This is a genomic window from Maridesulfovibrio sp. (assembly GCF_963666665.1).
GTDB lineage: Bacteria > Desulfobacterota > Desulfovibrionia > Desulfovibrionales > Desulfovibrionaceae > Maridesulfovibrio.
The window spans coordinates 2,600,398-2,614,637 of sequence record NZ_OY762999.1 but is presented as its reverse complement, the minus strand read 5'-3'; the positions used below and the strand labels follow the sequence as shown (position 1 = coordinate 2,614,637).

Annotated in this window: 16 protein-coding genes; 11 read left to right on the top strand and 5 right to left on the bottom strand. The window is 48.8% G+C overall.

The genetic code is table 11. The features are described 5' to 3' along the window. Positions 1–40 precede the first annotated feature (40 nt). Together ACKU40_RS12035 and ACKU40_RS12030 are read right to left on the bottom strand one after the other, a co-directional pair. Positions 41–319 (bottom strand): hypothetical protein, encoded by a 279-nt coding sequence (locus tag ACKU40_RS12035; protein ID WP_320173038.1) that lies wholly within the window; start codon positions 317–319, stop codon positions 41–43. Between the two features lie 15 nt (positions 320–334). Then, on the bottom strand, positions 335–1,324 hold the full coding sequence (locus ACKU40_RS12030; RefSeq protein ID WP_320173037.1) for an NAD(P)H-dependent glycerol-3-phosphate dehydrogenase: 990 nt from the start codon (positions 1,322–1,324) through the stop codon (positions 335–337). Between the two features lie 189 nt (positions 1,325–1,513). Here ACKU40_RS12030 and ACKU40_RS12025 point away from each other — a divergent pair, with 189 nt between their 5' ends. Then, positions 1,514–1,882, top strand: a complete 369-nt coding sequence (locus tag ACKU40_RS12025) for a hypothetical protein (RefSeq protein WP_320173036.1) — start codon at positions 1,514–1,516, stop codon at positions 1,880–1,882. Positions 1,883–1,986: 104 nt separating this feature from the next. Here the strand turns inward: ACKU40_RS12025 and ACKU40_RS12020 are convergent, their stop codons facing one another. Together ACKU40_RS12020 and ACKU40_RS12015 are read right to left on the bottom strand one after the other, a co-directional pair. Continuing rightward, entirely contained in the window at positions 1,987–3,339 is a 1,353-nt protein-coding gene (locus ACKU40_RS12020) for a multiheme c-type cytochrome (RefSeq protein ID WP_320173035.1), read from the bottom strand. An 18-nt stretch (positions 3,340–3,357) separates the two neighbouring features. Further along, positions 3,358–3,927, bottom strand: coding sequence for a NapC/NirT family cytochrome c (locus ACKU40_RS12015; RefSeq protein WP_320173034.1), 570 nt, complete (start codon positions 3,925–3,927; stop codon positions 3,358–3,360). A 271-nt stretch (positions 3,928–4,198) separates the two neighbouring features. On the opposite strand from ACKU40_RS12015, the gene ACKU40_RS12010 reads away from it, so the two are divergent. The 8 genes from ACKU40_RS12010 to ACKU40_RS11975 all read left to right on the top strand — a co-directional run bounded on the left by ACKU40_RS12010 (position 4,199) and on the right by ACKU40_RS11975 (position 11,820). After that, complete coding sequence (locus tag ACKU40_RS12010; RefSeq protein ID WP_320173033.1) at positions 4,199–4,684, top strand: Lrp/AsnC family transcriptional regulator; 486 nt, start codon at positions 4,199–4,201, stop codon at positions 4,682–4,684. A gap of 106 nt (positions 4,685–4,790) precedes the next feature. Further along, positions 4,791–6,059 carry a glutamate-1-semialdehyde 2,1-aminomutase gene (gene hemL, locus ACKU40_RS12005; protein WP_320173032.1) on the top strand — a complete coding sequence of 423 codons (1,269 nt, stop codon included), beginning with the start codon at positions 4,791–4,793 and terminating at the stop codon, positions 6,057–6,059. 203 nt (positions 6,060–6,262) lie between these two features. Then, complete coding sequence (locus ACKU40_RS12000; RefSeq protein ID WP_320173031.1) at positions 6,263–7,288, top strand: cobalamin biosynthesis protein; 1,026 nt, start codon at positions 6,263–6,265, stop codon at positions 7,286–7,288. Further along, positions 7,285–8,043: a precorrin-3B C(17)-methyltransferase gene (cobJ, locus tag ACKU40_RS11995; RefSeq protein WP_320173030.1), complete on the top strand. Its 759-nt coding sequence runs from the start codon at positions 7,285–7,287 to the stop codon at positions 8,041–8,043. The genes ACKU40_RS12000 and cobJ overlap by 4 nt, the downstream gene beginning before the upstream one ends. Before the next feature lie 138 nt (positions 8,044–8,181). Continuing rightward, entirely contained in the window at positions 8,182–8,583 is a 402-nt protein-coding gene (locus tag ACKU40_RS11990) for a cytochrome c3 family protein (RefSeq protein ID WP_320173029.1), read from the top strand. A 69-nt stretch (positions 8,584–8,652) separates the two neighbouring features. Then, positions 8,653–10,644 carry a hypothetical protein gene (locus ACKU40_RS11985; protein ID WP_320173028.1) on the top strand — a complete coding sequence of 664 codons (1,992 nt, stop codon included), beginning with the start codon at positions 8,653–8,655 and terminating at the stop codon, positions 10,642–10,644. Between the two features lie 246 nt (positions 10,645–10,890). Next, positions 10,891–11,088: a hypothetical protein gene (locus ACKU40_RS11980; RefSeq protein ID WP_320173027.1), complete on the top strand. Its 198-nt coding sequence runs from the start codon at positions 10,891–10,893 to the stop codon at positions 11,086–11,088. Further along, positions 11,089–11,820 (top strand): ubiquinone/menaquinone biosynthesis methyltransferase, encoded by a 732-nt coding sequence (locus ACKU40_RS11975; RefSeq protein WP_320173026.1) that lies wholly within the window; start codon positions 11,089–11,091, stop codon positions 11,818–11,820. A gap of 2 nt (positions 11,821–11,822) precedes the next feature. Here ACKU40_RS11975 and ACKU40_RS11970 read toward each other — a convergent pair whose 3' ends face one another. Beyond that, a complete protein-coding gene (locus ACKU40_RS11970; RefSeq protein WP_015850645.1) occupies positions 11,823–12,032 on the bottom strand; it encodes a DUF2065 domain-containing protein in 210 nt (69 codons plus the stop codon). Positions 12,033–12,174: 142 nt separating this feature from the next. Here ACKU40_RS11970 and ACKU40_RS11965 point away from each other — a divergent pair, with 142 nt between their 5' ends. Both ACKU40_RS11965 and mqnB read left to right on the top strand, forming a co-directional pair. Beyond that, positions 12,175–13,485: a nucleotide sugar dehydrogenase gene (locus tag ACKU40_RS11965; RefSeq protein WP_320173025.1), complete on the top strand. Its 1,311-nt coding sequence runs from the start codon at positions 12,175–12,177 to the stop codon at positions 13,483–13,485. Positions 13,486–13,499: 14 nt separating this feature from the next. Further along, positions 13,500–14,198, top strand: coding sequence for a futalosine hydrolase (gene mqnB / locus ACKU40_RS11960; protein ID WP_320176380.1), 699 nt, complete (start codon positions 13,500–13,502; stop codon positions 14,196–14,198). Positions 14,199–14,240: the final 42 nt, after the last annotated feature.

The window sequence follows — 14,240 nt, the reverse complement described above, 5'->3', positions numbered from 1 at the left end:
TCCCCTCCGCAGTACTGCGAAGGGGATTTTTCATTAATTACTATTTTTTGATCCAGCCGCGCTTTTGCATGCATTCTTCAAATGTCGTTTCATAAGCGTAGTTTTCCGAAAACTCGGCTTCGTAAGTGGTCGGTTCCGGTGGTGCGTCATCAGTCTGTGCTCCAACAGGAACATTCTGCTGGTTCTGGTTTTCGCAGAATTCCCGATCGATCTTAAAAATTTCCTTTTCTTTGGCCGGGTCGGCAATATTCGGGTTATGCCATGATCCGCATCCTCCGAGCATCAACAAGGCCGCGGTCAGTAAAAGAGTTTTTTTCATTAAACACTCCTTAAGTTATTCCGCCTTGAGGTCACGGTTCATCAGGTCGCAAACAGCGGTGGCGGGATCTTTGTCTTCGTATAGGATTTTGTAGACCTGTTCGGTTATCGGAAGCTCCACTCCCAATTTCTTTGCCAGAAAATAAACCGACTCAGTTGTTTTTACACCTTCAGCCACCATACGCATTTTCAGAATTTCGCTCAGTTTCATTCCCTGACCGAGCTTTAATCCTACCTGCCTGTTCCGGGAGAGGTCGCCGGTGCAGGTTAGCACAAGGTCTCCCATGCCGGAAAGTCCCATGAATGTGGAAGCCTGTGCGCCCATGGCTTCACCCAGTCTGCTCATTTCAGCAATTCCGCGGGTGATCAGGGCTGCACGTGTGTTATGCCCGAATTTTAATCCGTCGGCCATACCTGCGGCAATAGCCATGATGTTTTTAATGGCACCGCCAAGTTCCACTCCCCGGTAATCGGGGTTGGTGTAGATTCGTAAATACGAGGTAGAGAAAATATCCTGTACTTCAGCGGCAAGTTTTTCATCTTCGCAGCCGAGCACGATGGAGGTCGGAAGTTCAGCACTTAGCTCATAAGCAAAGGTGGGGCCTGAGAGATGAGCAAATCTTGGGTTCAACCCTTCCAATGATTCATAGACCACCTGTGACATTGGTGCTCCGGTATTCAGTTCAATACCTTTGCTGGCGCAGATAACAGCTGGATTTTGCGGAAAGTACTGCTTCATGTCAGCGAGGGCACTGCGCAGGAATTGGCTGGGCACTACGAGAAGGAAGTAGTCCGCATCCTGCATAACCTGCTGCGGATCGCTGCTGCATTTCAGGTCCGGGGAAAGTTTGAAATCAGGAAGAAAGACCGAGTTGTATCCGGTATTGGTTATCTCGTCGCAAAGTTCTTGTTCGCGGACCCAGAGGTGGGTGTCATGTCCTTTTTTGGCCAGAGTATTTGCAAGGGTGGTTCCCCATGCCCCGGCTCCGATTACTGCTATTTTCATTTATTATCTCCTTGGCAGTTACAATCAGCGTGAATTCGAAATCAAATATAAGTTACCTCTCCCATGAAAATTTGGCAACCTGTTCAAAAATGAAAGGGGTTTATCGATAATGAAAAAGAAAAATTGCGTGGATAGGGACAGACGTATATCCTTATGTTGTTTCAGGAATTTCTAGAAAAGGACAATATTATGCTCCGTATTGAAAAAACAACTTCTCGTTTTACCTTGATCATGACCATCGAGCGCATGGGCAAAGATCTCAACGTGAGCCTTTACGGCGGGGATGAACCGCATATCGGTGCCGTTGCCTTGGCAGTTCCGCATGCCGGATTGCGTGATCGGGAAAAGGTCGACAGCTCTGTTTCCCTGCTGACCGTTTGCGGACATAAAGAAGATGAGTTAGCTCGAAAAATTTCACATGCGCTGGCAACTGCATGTAATTGCACTGTCGCAGTGGCTTGCGGAATCCATATCGATAATGCAACTCCTCAGGAGATCAAAGACGTGCTTGCAGCAGCGGATGAGATGCTGGAGAAAGTGGTGGGTGAATTGTCCTGATTGGTTTCGATTTTTAGCATCTTGAGGTTTTTCAACGTTTCTAAAAAAAGCCCCCGGACTTTCATCCGGGGGCAGCGTGCATTCTTAATTACAATCAAAGCGGCCTAGAGGGGACCGGTACTCATTACATGAGACAGTTCCTCAATTTTACCGTTTTTAATGCGGTATTCATAGAGTTTTTCCATGTCCTTATAGATCTGGAAGACCTGGAAGAAACCGTGCCAGTGTGAATAGTCAGGACCATTCATTGCGGTACCGTGACGTGCTCGACGACCTGCATGGTGCCAGAGATAGTATTCCAGTTCCTGGAATCCATCGTTCCAAGGATCATCCTTGATCAGGAGGTTCTTGTCAGCAAGTTCCTTCTTCATCTTCACAGCGCCGTCCCAATATGCATTGTAGAGCTCTACAGCGCCGTCAAGGACTTTGCGCTGAGCGTCGGTGTGGGTCTTGCCATGGCAGTTTGCGCAGACTTTACGCATGAGCTTGTCGCCCTTTTCGCCATCGCCGCGTTCGCCGCTGCGGATCACGCTCTTCTTATGCATGAGATCCCACTTCAGACGTTCGTTGACGTTGTGGGTGGTGTTGAGTTCGCCGATACCGGACATGTGGCAGACAGCACAGGTCGGTGCTTCATAGTCGCCGGGCTGCCAAGTGTCGGGAGCACTGTCCCATTTCCATTCTTCGCCATGAGCTTCAAAGAACTGGCCATGTTTGGATTCTTCGTAGATTTCTTTCTGCGGATGGTCAGGGCCGAGGTGACAGGCGCCACAAGCTGCGGGCTTGCGTGCTTCTACAATGGAGAATTGGTGTCTGGTGTGGCAGACGGTACAGGTTCCGATAGAACCATCGGGATAGCGGGTACCAACGCCGCCGGGCCAGGTAAGGTTGGTAGGCTTGTTGTCCGGGCCGAGTTCAACCTGAGTTCCGTGGCAAACCTGACAGCCTGATGCGCGGGAAGAAATACTCGGCAATGAGCCTTCCTTAACACCCATGAAGACGCCGCCTTCATAGTAGTACATCAGTTTCTGGAAGTTCTTGTTGTCTATGACCGGTGCGCCTGCCAGCTTTGCATGACCGCTCTTAAGGAACTGGTCAACTTCCTGCGGGTGGCAGCGGGAACATGTTTTGGATGACACCATAGGTGAAATGTAAATGTTTGTTCCCTTAATACCTTCACACTGGCTCGCCATGGGTGAGCTTTTCTCAACAACATGGCAGTCGTAACAGGAAACGGTGGCGTGAGCCATTTTACCCATTTTCCAGTTTTCGACGATTCCGGGTGTCTTTTTGGCGTGACACTCAATACAGTTTGTAGCTTCTTTGGAAAATCCCCTTTTCACAACCAGTTCTTTCGGTGCAAGGTTGGGGAAAGGTGCGTCTGCGGCAAAACATACTGCTGCAGACATCACGATTGCCATTGCAATCGTCATAACTTTAACCATCTGTTTCAACATGATTACCCCCAGTTGGAATCATAAGTCCTTGTTAAAGAACTTGTTAGCCATTTCAATCATGTCTTTATGACCGACATGCGGGTGACAACTTGCGCATTTCTTATCGGTCTGTCCGTAGAGATAAGCCCGGTGGGCGAGAAGAGCACCCGGTTTAACACCGACTGGCTCAAGCTTTATATGGCAGTGCCTGCAGGCATTGTCATAGGTGAATTTGAGCCGGTTCTTCTCTGCATTGGCGGCCCAGTCGTACTCGGCTGGGTCGATGTAGAGATTCATGATTATGTCGCGGGTTCCGGTGTAGGCTTTCGTGGTCATATATTCCACGAAGTTTCCGTGCGGCAGATGGCAGTCAACGCATTGTGCTGCGAAGCCCTGCGGGTTCTGCCCCCCATGCACGGATGTTTGCCATGAGGCCCGGAATGGTTTCATGGCATGGCAGGTCTGGCAGAATACGTCCGTGTTTGTGACGTTAACCATGTAACCTGACGTGAGAACCATAACCACTGCAATCAAGAATCCCGATACAACTCCCCAACGCCATCTGCGACTGAATCCGCCTTCCCCTTTCTTTTTAGGGTTTACCGGCATTGTTCAGTCACCTCCATGCTGTTAGGAGTTATCTCTAAGATACTAATTCCATAGAATAAATCAGAACCACCAAACCTCCTTGATTGAAAATAAAAAGATTGCACTACTGCCAATATCTCATGGTTGTGATTTTTAATCTATGACTTAAGTCAAAAAATGAAGTGTCTTCTTCGGGCGGGCCGGACAAAAGAAATATTTCTGTCTCAGCACTTGAGGATCAAACAATATACGGGTATCAAGGGCTGACCAAAGAAAAGACCAAGGATGGGATATGGCAAAAAAATTTACTGAACTTGAGCATAATATTCTGGCGCTGGCGGGAACCAACCTTTCCTGGAGTGCAACTCCTTATGCAGACATTGCCGAGCAGGTAGGCTGTTCCGAGCAGGAAGTGCTGGACCTTTTAAGTCGTCTTAAGGATGACAAGATCATCCGTCGTTTCGGAGCAACTCTCCGTCACCAGAAGGCCGGATATGGCGCAAATGCCATGGTTGCGTGGCGGGTTACTGAAGATCAGGATCCGGAAAAGGTCGGCGAATTCATGGCCGCACGTCCGGAAATCAGCCATTGTTACCTGCGACTCACTTACGAAGATTGGCCGTACAACCTCTACACAATGATCCACGGCAAAGCCGCGGATGATTGTAAAAATGTAGTAGCCGAACTCATGGAGCAGACCGGGATTACCGATCACTGCATCCTGCGCAGTCTCAAAGAGTTGAAAAAGACCTCAATGGTCTATTTTGAAGAAAAATAAATTTAATACGGGGCTCAAAAACTCAACTTACCCGTAGAGTATACCGCCCTCCAGTGGCGAAATTTATCAATTAAAAAGCGCGTAGCGCATCAAAAGGAATTTCGAAATGGCTTCATCATCTGAACTTTTTAATAAGGCACAGGAACTGCTGCCCGGCGGTGTAAACAGCCCTGTCCGCGCCTGCAAATCTGTTGGTTGCGATCCTCTTTTCATCGAAAAGGCTGAAGGCAGCCGCATGTGGTCCGTGGATGGTCAGGAACTTATCGACTATGTCATGAGCTGGGGCCCGATGATGCTCGGTCACGGCTATGAAGCGATCAAAGAAGCTGCTCATAAGGCTGTAGACATGGGTGCAAGCTACGGCGCTCCCTGCCCCGGTGAAATCGAGCTGGCAGAAGAGATCATTAAAATGGTTCCTTCCATCGAGATGGTACGCATGGTTAACTCCGGTACCGAAGCAACCATGTCCGCACTGCGTCTCGCCCGCGGCGTTACCGGCCGTGAGAAAGTTCTCAAGTTCGAAGGCTGCTACCATGGTCACAGTGACTGCTTTCTCGCAAGTGCAGGTTCCGGCGTGGCAACTTTTTCCATTCCCGGCACCCCCGGTGTCCCCGAAGGAACTGTAAAAGATACCCTGCTTGCTCCATACAACGACCTCGATGCAGTTAAAGCCGTCTTTGAAAAAGAAGGTCAGAACATCGCTGCAATCATCGTTGAGCCTGTGGCAGGTAACATGGGTCTCGTTCTGCCCAAGGAAGGATTCCTTGAAGGTCTGCGCGCACTCTGCGACGAGCACGGCGCACTGCTTATTTTCGATGAAGTTATCACCGGATTCCGGGTGACTTCCGGCGGAGTAGGACCCCGTTTTAAAGTTACCCCCGACCTGACCACTCTCGGTAAGATTATCGGCGGCGGTTTCCCTGTAGGCTGCTACGGCGGTAAAAAAGAATACATGAGCCGCATTGCACCTTGCGGTGATGTTTATCAGGCTGGCACACTTTCCGGTAACCCCGTTGCCATGGCAGCAGGTGTTGCTACCCTGCGTTCTTTGCAGCAGCAGGACTATGATGCTCTTGAAGCGCGTACCCTCAAGCTTGCGCAGGATATGAAAGCAGCTTTGGAAGCCAACGGTTTCAAAGTCAGCCTGAATCATATTGCATCCATATTTACCCTGTTCTTCACTGATCAGGAAGTAACTGATTTCGAGTCCGCCAAGACCGGTGATGCTGAGCTTTATTCCAAGTTCTATCGTCACATGCGTGAGCATGGCGTGAACCTCGCACCTTCCAGCTTCGAGTGTACTTTCACTTCCTTCGCCCACAGCGAAGCAGATTACGAAGCAACTCTGGAAGCTGTGAAAAGCTTTAAAGGCTAAGAAGCCTCCGGCGGCTGGGGAAGGGAAACTTTTGGGAAAAGTTTCTCTTCCCCAGACCCCATCCCTTCAAAACTTTTTATTATGCTTCGCAGTTTCAAATTAAATTTGTCTGCCAACAAAGTCCGCAATAGTGATTGAAACATTGCGGATTTCTTTTTTTCTGAGTTTTGCGTAATTGAATGGTGTATCCCAGGAGGAAAAACATGTCTGCGAAAACAGCAATATATGCCTTAACTGCCAAGGGAGCGGTTAAAGCCCACGAGCTTGCAGCTTCGTTGAGGGCCGACAGCTATGTTCTGGAGCGTTATGCCGCAGACACAGACATCCTTTTTACTTCCCTCAAAGATACAGTTGCCGATAAGTTCTCTGAGTATGAAGCCCATGTTTTCGTAGCTGCATCGGGAATTGTGGTACGCATGATAGCTCCTTACTTGAAAAGTAAGGATGTGGACCCGGCCGTGGTTGTTGTGGATCAGGAGGGGGAGTTTGCAATCAGTCTGGTTTCCGGTCATTTGGGCGGGGCCAATGAGCTTGCGCGACTGATCGGTGATAAAATCGGAGCTACCCCGGTGATTACTACAGCTACAGATTGTGCAGGAGTGCCGTCCGTGGACTTGATTGCCCGTGATCAGAATTTGGTCATTGGTGATATCAGTTTAATTAAGCATATTAATGCAGCTTTTCTGGATGGTGAAAAGGTCCCGGTCTATGATCCTGACGGGGTTTTGGAGATCTCCGCTTTTAAAGATTATTTTTATGCGGTGGACGATTTTGCGGTATTGTCCGAGTCTCGTTGCGGTGTTGTTGTGGACTGGCGACGTCACGAATTACCGGAGCGGGTGCTGGCCCTTTACCCGCAATGCCTGACCCTTGGTGTAGGTTGCAGGCGCGGGGTGCCTGCGGATGAAATCCTAGAGTTGATTCGCAGTGTTGTTGGGGATAATGGCATTGCTCTTGATTCTATATGCAGTATGGGCTCAATAGATGCTAAGAATGATGAAGCAGGGATGATTGAAGCTGCACATATTTTAGGGCTGGATTTGATATTTTTCAGTGCGGCTGAGCTTGATGAAATTGAGGTAGCCAATCCTTCGGGTATGGTGATGAAACATATGGGAGTTAACGGTGTCTGCGAAGCAGCGGCAATGAAGCTGGCAAACGCTAAGCTGATTCTGGTTCCCAAGACCAAAAGCGCGCGGGTGACCGCAGCGATAGCGAAGAAAATATGAGTAAAGGTTGTATTAAAGTGATCGGGCTTGGTCCCGGAGATGAATGTTTGCTGGCTCCGCAGGCAAGGCAGGCTATTGAGGAAGCGGATGCTGTTGTCGGTTATACCGGATACGTGAAACTGGTCCCGCCGGCGTTGCTCGAAGGCCGGGAAGTCCTTTCCACAGGCATGATGGCCGAGGTGGAACGCTGCCGCAAGGCTGTGGAAGCTGCAGTTGCCGGACGTAATGTGGTCATGGTTTGCAGCGGTGATCCGGGTATTTATGCCATGGCCGGGCTGGTTATGGAGTTGCTTGAGGCAGGGGAGCTGTTTGATAAGGTTAATTTTGAAGTAGTACCGGGAATACCTGCTTTCACTGCTGCTGCTGCCTTGCTCGGCGCTCCGTTGATGCACGATTTTGCATCCATCAGCCTCAGTGACCTGCTTACCCCGTGGGAAAAGATCGAAAAGAGGCTTGAAGCGGCAGCTTTGGCTGATTTTGTGATAGCAATTTATAATCCTCGTTCGAAAAAGCGTTCTGGTCACCTTGGTGAAGCTGTTGAAATTTTAAAAAAATATCGTAAAGGGACAACTCCGCTAGGCATCGTGAACCGGGCTTACCGTGAAGATCAAAAGGTGCGGGTGGTAACGCTGGATACCCTTGATGTGAATGATGTTGATATGCAAACTGTTCTGATTATTGGCAATTCTTCCACTCGTGAGGTGGCGGGGAAAATGCTCACTCCCCGTGGTTATGCCAACAAGTATGACATCTGATTAAGTGCTGGATAACTATTTGATACCGCTAATTTTAATCAGTAGATTTTTTTAGCATGCTTGACATGGTTTTTTATCTAAATTAAATCCACAAGAAGACTGTAATTAGGTTAACGTTATTCTAAGGAGGAACTGAGGATGAAAAAGACCCTGCTTATCAGCATGGTAACAGCTGCTCTGGTTTGCGCATTTGCTCTTCCCAGCCTGTATGCTGTTGATGCACCCGGCGACATGGTTCTGAAAGCTCCTGCTGGCGCTAAAATGACCAAGGGCCCGGTTGCTTTTTCTCACAAGGGACACGCAGCACTCGACTGTGCAAAGTGTCACCACAAGTGGGACGGTAAGGCTGAGATTAAAAACTGTTCCGTTGAAGGTTGTCACGTAGACACCAGCAAAGAAGGTAAAAAGAAGCCCACTTCTTTTTACTCCGCTTTCCACTCTAAGTCTGACACTAGCTGCGTAGGCTGTCATAAGGCTATGAAGAAAGCTAAAAAGGCAACTGGCCCCACCAAGTGCGGCGACTGCCACCCCAAGAAATAAGTTTTCTTGATGTGTAATGAAAGGGGGCTGCCCGCCCCCTTTTTTAAATTTTTTTTAAGAGGGTAGTCTATGACCCCGGATTCACCGGATAAAAAAGGCGCGGAAGAGGTTCTCGACCTTAATGATGTCGCTGAAAAGGTTGATGCCAGCTTTGAGCAGGAACTCGAAGACCTTTTTTCTGAAGACCTTGAAATTGAAGAGCCTGAATTGACCATGGATGATTCAGACGATCTTCTTGTGCTGGATGATGTTGTCGATGAAGGTTCTGACGACGATCTTCTCGTGCTTGATGACGTTGTGGAAGAGGCTTCCGGTGATGATTTGATTGAGCTTGATGATGTTGTCGAGGATGACGATGATGCTCTCGTTCTGGATGACTTTGTGGAAGCTGAGGATGATACCCTCTTGCTTGACGATATTGATGAAGACGGGGACGAACTCCTTGAGCTTGATGATATTGTCGAAGAAGTCGATGATGTGATTGATCTCGGCGAGGTTGCTGAGGAAGCAACAGAAATTTCCGAATCTCCGGTTGATGCTGATGCCGGTGATGATCTTGATTTTGATCTCGGTGAGGCGGAACTCCTTGCTGCCGACGGTGTTGAAGACGGGGAGCTTGATGCTGACGGTCTGGATGGCCTTATCGACGACCTTGGCGGTGACGCTACAGTCGCTGAAGATGATGCTGAAGACATAGACTCTTTGTTTGACGAAGATATCGAGGTGGAGAATCTTGATTCTCTGCTGGAAGAAGCCGGTGCAGACGATGATGAGCTTGATGGGCTGCTCGGTGAAGTAGAGGACAAGGTTGATCTGGGTGACCTTGGCGAAGATGTTCTTGCGGATGAAGACATTGAAGGCTTGCTGTCCGATGATCATGAGGAAGTGGTTGAGCTTCAGGAAGAAGGTCTTGATCTGTTAGAAGATGCTGCTGAGGAAGAAGATTCTGATGTAGAACTCGCGGAAGTATTAGAGCCTGAAGTTGAAGATTTTGCCGTCGAGGAAAGCGAAGCAGTAGAGCCTGAGATTGTCTCCGGTGATATTGATATTGATGCTGATCTTGAAATGGTTGCCGGAGAAGATCTTGATGCAGATGACGAAGATCTCGATCTCGGCGAATTGCTTGAAGATACAGAAATTGATTTTTCTGACTTAGATGCGGAACTGGCAGCTGACGAGGTTGAGGCCTCCGCTGATTTCGGTGAACAGGCCGCTATTATCGAAGAGCTTGAGCAAAAGGCCGCTTCTGCTGCCAAGCGTGCTGAAGCCCTTGAAATTTCGCTTAATGATGCAACTGAACGTATTGCAGTTTTGGAAGAGGCTCTTGAATCCGCAACCGAACGCATGTCTCAAGTTGATACTCTTGAGTCAAATCTGAGTGCTTTTGCTGAGAATATGCGTTTGATCGAGGAAAAAGTAATGCAGGGGTGCGGTGTTGAGTCTGTTGTAAGCCAGCAGCTCAGCGAAGCCCTCCGCCCCGATTCTGTTGCTGTTGTCTCCATTGCCGCTGCCGCTGCTGAAGAGTTGGGTGATAAGGTCAACGATCAGGTTCAACTTGGACTGCGAGAAGTTCGCGCAGATGCTGAGGAGCGCATTGCGGCTATCGAGAGTAAGCTTGATGAAGTACGGGAATTTGAGCCGCGCTTAGCAGCCCTTGAGTCTCGCCTTGATGAAACTCCAGATTATGAACCGCGTGTAGCAGCCCTTGAATCCCGTCTCGATGAATCACCTGACCTCGAACCGCGTCTGGCCGGAATCGAAGAAAAGATTGAAGCTCTGCCTGATGTGGAAGAGGTTGTCAGCAAGTCTCTTGAAAAAGAACTTGATCCAGATTCTCCGGCTTTCTATCGCATCAAGAGTCGCTTGACTGAAGATATCGAAGATTATCTCGCTCCGCGTCTGGTAGAGAAAATTGATGAAATGAGGGGTGAGCTTGAAGAATCTTTCAAGGAATCCGTTGAAGAGTTGCTTGCCGATAAACTTGAGCGGGCAGTGCCTGCCGAAGCCGCACGGATTATCCGTGAAGAGATTGCGGCCTTAGCCCGTGAACTCGAAGGCTAGTTTTTTTAAATGATGCTTTTAAATCGGTCCGGTGGACGTATGTCTGCCGGACCGATTTAATTTAGATACTAAAAAAATCAGCCGTCAAGCGGGTCGACTATTTGGAGGTCTCATGCTAAAGAGCCTCACAAAAGAAGGGTGCTTAACAGGTTTTCTTCTTTTTACCCGCCCGGCGCCCTACCTGTGGAGGTCGTGGCCATTTCCCACCGGGCGGGGTTTTTTCAAGCCTAATTAAGGATATACACCATGGATAAGATTCAGAAGCAGGCTTTGCAGGTCGCCAAGGAAATCGTAGTTAAATTTATCGAGGTAGGAAGAGTTTCCCCCTCAAATTTTTCTGAGCATTTTAAAGCTATCCACGCTGATGTTGTGGCTTCCATTGTGGAGCAGGAAAACAAGCTTGCCGAAGACGTTGCAGTAGACGGCAAGGGAGATGCTCGCTAGATGGCGCAGGTATCCCATCAGGAACACGGCAAGAAAGTCCGGGATATGTTCGGCAGGATTGCCGGGTGGTATGATTTCCTGAACCATTTTTTGAGTGCCGGTCAGGATATTTACTGGCGTTATCGTCAGGTTAAACTGGTCCGTCCCGGCAAAAAAGGTCTGGTGCTTGATCTGGCAGCCGGAACACTTGATGTATCAGTGGAACTTTTGCGTCAATATCCGGACGTGAAAGTTCTGGCCATGGATTTTACCCATCAGATGCTTGCTTGCGGTAAGGTAAAAAAGCTCGAAGGCAAGCATGTCGTACGCAGCGAGAGCATTGCTGCTGTTCAGGCGGATGGAAGGGTGCTCCCTTTGCCTGACAATTGCCTTGATGGGGCTACAATATCTTTTGGCATCAGAAATATCCTTCCTCGCGAAGATTGCTACAAGGAAGTTTTGCGTACCCTCAAGCCCGGTGCACGGTTCTGTATTTTGGAATTCGGTTCCGGGAGCAAGAAAATCTGGAAGGGTGTTTATAATTTTTACCTCAACAAGGTGCTGCCCCTGCTGGGTAAGGTTGTTTCCGGTGATTCCGGGGCCTATTCATATCTGGCGGATACTATCCGGGCTTTCCCGGATGAACGTGCTCTTGCTGAGGAATTGCGCGAAGCAGGTTTTGGACGTGTGATGTTTATCCCCTTGCTTTCGGGGATTGTTTACATACACGTAGCGGAAAAAACTGAAGAGTAGCGTTATAAGTCGGTCAGTGATTGACCGAAAGATATGAGCAGCAAACCGAATATCATGGCAATGAGCCCGAGAATGCGTAGTTGCCGCGGTCCTCGCTCAATAATTGAAATAAGAATTCTGGGCATGCGCTCAGAAAAAACAAAATAGGGAATCCCTTCAATAATGAAGGCCAGACCAAGGGCGGACAGAAGAAAGGACCAATCGATATGCATAATGGTAGTTATGTATATGCGCCGGTTGATTCTGTCTACCCTTACCGAGACAAAGTTTGTTTATTAAATTTTCAGGCCGAAATTATTATGTAAGTGTTTTAAGGGCTTATTTTGTTATCTAAGCAATAAAGGACAATAAGTTATGATTAAATTCTCAGACATTGAAGAAAAGAAAACTACTATCGGAGTGGTCGGTCTCGGATACGTGGGCCTGCCTCTCGCAGTTGCCCTTGGTCGCCAATTTAAGGTTCTTGGCCTTGATATCTCCGAACAGCGCGTTAAGGAACTCAGTGAAGGGTTCGACCGTACCAATGAAGTACTGGAAAATGATTTCCATAACTATGTTGAATTCAGCACCGATGCTTCGCGTCTTAAAGATTGCGGCGTAATTATTGTTGCCGTGCCTACCCCTATCGACGAAGCCCGCAATCCTGACCTGAGACCTGTCGTAGGTGCTTCCACCATGGTCGGCGAAAATATGTCTGCCGGCTCAATTGTTGTTTATGAGTCCACTGTTTACCCCGGACTGACTGAAGATATTTGCGTACCCATCCTCGAAGGAAAATCCGGCCTCAAGTATGGTCAGGATTTCGGCGTGGGTTACTCTCCCGAGCGCATCAACCCTGGTGACCGTGAACACACCCTGCAGACCATCGTCAAGGTTGTTGCCGGTAACGACACTGAGGTGGCTGATCTGCTGGATAAACTCTATTCTTCCATCATCACCGCCGGAACCCACCGTGCATCATGCATCAAGGTTGCCGAGGCCGCCAAGGTTATTGAAAATACTCAGCGTGACTTGAACATTGCGTTGATGAACGAACTTTCCATGATTTTCGATAAAATGGGCATCGATACCCTTGATGTTCTCGAAGCAGCAGGAACCAAGTGGAATTTCCTTCCTTTCCGTCCCGGTCTGGTTGGCGGGCACTGCATCGGTGTCGATCCTTATTACCTGACCACCAAGGCTGAAGAAATCGGCCATCACCCGCAGGTTATCCTTGCAGGACGCAAGATTAACGACTCCGTGGGTAAATTTATCGCCGACACTACCATCAAGCAGATGATCAACGGCGACAGCAAGGTAAAGGGAGCCAAAGTAGGCGTCCTCGGCCTGACCTTTAAGGAAAATGTTCCCGACCTGCGTAACACCAAGGTTGTTGACGTAGTTGACGAGCTTAGATCTTTCGGCGTGGATGTGCTTATTCACGATGCCTATGCTGATCCTGAAGAAGCTGTGGAAGAGTACAATATCACCACTTCTTCTTTTGATGAATTCAAAGATCTTGAGGCTGTTATTCTGGCTGTTTCCCATGATAAGTATCGTGATCTTGATCTTGATACCATTAAGGGTTGGTTCAGAAATCCTGAAAACGCTCTCATTATCGATGTTAAGTGCTTTTTTGACCGTGAGGTTCTTGAAGAAGCCGGCATCAGGCACTGGAGACTTTAGCCTCCTTGAAGTCGATGAAACCGATTCTTTTTGTAACGGCAACGGCCAAGGAGATGAAGGCCGCACTGGGTGGAGTCTGCAAGCTGCCTCGCTTGGAGCAGGGCAAGCCTGTGGAGTTCATGTTCGGTACTCGTCCCGGGCTGTTGCTGGTTACCGGAATCGGAGTAATAAATATATCTTTCGCCCTCGGGCGGGCTTTGGCGGGAAACGATGTGGGTATCGTTGTGCTGGCTGGAATTGCCGGGACATTCAATCCTGACCGCTTCCCTCTTTGTTCCGCCTGTGTGGTAAGTAAAGAAGTCTGGCCCGAGTACGGGTTGAAAACTGGTGAGCATGTAGACCCTAAAGGCCTGGGATTCAGCCTTGCGGAGATTGACGGACAGCCGGTCTGGAACGAAGTAGAGCTATGTTCCGGAAAAAGTCTTTTTGAATCAGGACTTGACCGATTTGAAAAACTGCCCGAAGCTGTGTCTTTGACCGTGAGCGGGGTGACCGCCACGGCTGAGGGAGCCGCTGCATATGTAAAGAGATATGGAGCGGATTTAGAAAATATGGAAGGTTTTGCGGCTGCGTATGTGTGCGCCCTTGTCGGGGTGGGGCTATGTCAGGTGCGGACTGTTTCGAACCTTGTAGGATCAAGAGATAGTAATGATTGGGATTTGCGTGGAGCCCTTGCCGAGTTGGGGCGGGTCTGCTCAGCTCTGGTCAGGTGATTTCCCAAAACTGTTCTTGTTCTTTCGCAACCGGGATAATTC

Bases quoted from the DNA above. Each gene is read 5' to 3' on its own strand.
- ACKU40_RS12035 (WP_320173038.1), bottom strand. From the start codon at position 319: ATGAAAAAAACTCTTTTACTGACCGCGGCCTTGTTGATGCTCGGAGGA.
- ACKU40_RS12030 (WP_320173037.1), bottom strand. From the start codon at position 1,324: ATGAAAATAGCAGTAATCGGAGCCGGGGCATGGGGAACCACCCTTGCA.
- ACKU40_RS12025 (WP_320173036.1), top strand. From the start codon at position 1,514: ATGCTCCGTATTGAAAAAACAACTTCTCGTTTTACCTTGATCATGACC.
- ACKU40_RS12020 (WP_320173035.1), bottom strand. From the start codon at position 3,339: ATGTTGAAACAGATGGTTAAAGTTATGACGATTGCAATGGCAATCGTG.
- ACKU40_RS12015 (WP_320173034.1), bottom strand. From the start codon at position 3,927: ATGCCGGTAAACCCTAAAAAGAAAGGGGAAGGCGGATTCAGTCGCAGA.
- ACKU40_RS12010 (WP_320173033.1), top strand. From the start codon at position 4,199: ATGGCAAAAAAATTTACTGAACTTGAGCATAATATTCTGGCGCTGGCG.
- hemL (WP_320173032.1), top strand. From the start codon at position 4,791: ATGGCTTCATCATCTGAACTTTTTAATAAGGCACAGGAACTGCTGCCC.
- ACKU40_RS12000 (WP_320173031.1), top strand. From the start codon at position 6,263: ATGTCTGCGAAAACAGCAATATATGCCTTAACTGCCAAGGGAGCGGTT.
- cobJ (WP_320173030.1), top strand. From the start codon at position 7,285: ATGAGTAAAGGTTGTATTAAAGTGATCGGGCTTGGTCCCGGAGATGAA.
- ACKU40_RS11990 (WP_320173029.1), top strand. From the start codon at position 8,182: ATGAAAAAGACCCTGCTTATCAGCATGGTAACAGCTGCTCTGGTTTGC.
- ACKU40_RS11985 (WP_320173028.1), top strand. From the start codon at position 8,653: ATGACCCCGGATTCACCGGATAAAAAAGGCGCGGAAGAGGTTCTCGAC.
- ACKU40_RS11980 (WP_320173027.1), top strand. From the start codon at position 10,891: ATGGATAAGATTCAGAAGCAGGCTTTGCAGGTCGCCAAGGAAATCGTA.
- ACKU40_RS11975 (WP_320173026.1), top strand. From the start codon at position 11,089: ATGGCGCAGGTATCCCATCAGGAACACGGCAAGAAAGTCCGGGATATG.
- ACKU40_RS11970 (WP_015850645.1), bottom strand. From the start codon at position 12,032: ATGCATATCGATTGGTCCTTTCTTCTGTCCGCCCTTGGTCTGGCCTTC.
- ACKU40_RS11965 (WP_320173025.1), top strand. From the start codon at position 12,175: ATGATTAAATTCTCAGACATTGAAGAAAAGAAAACTACTATCGGAGTG.
- mqnB (WP_320176380.1), top strand. From the start codon at position 13,500: ATGAAACCGATTCTTTTTGTAACGGCAACGGCCAAGGAGATGAAGGCC.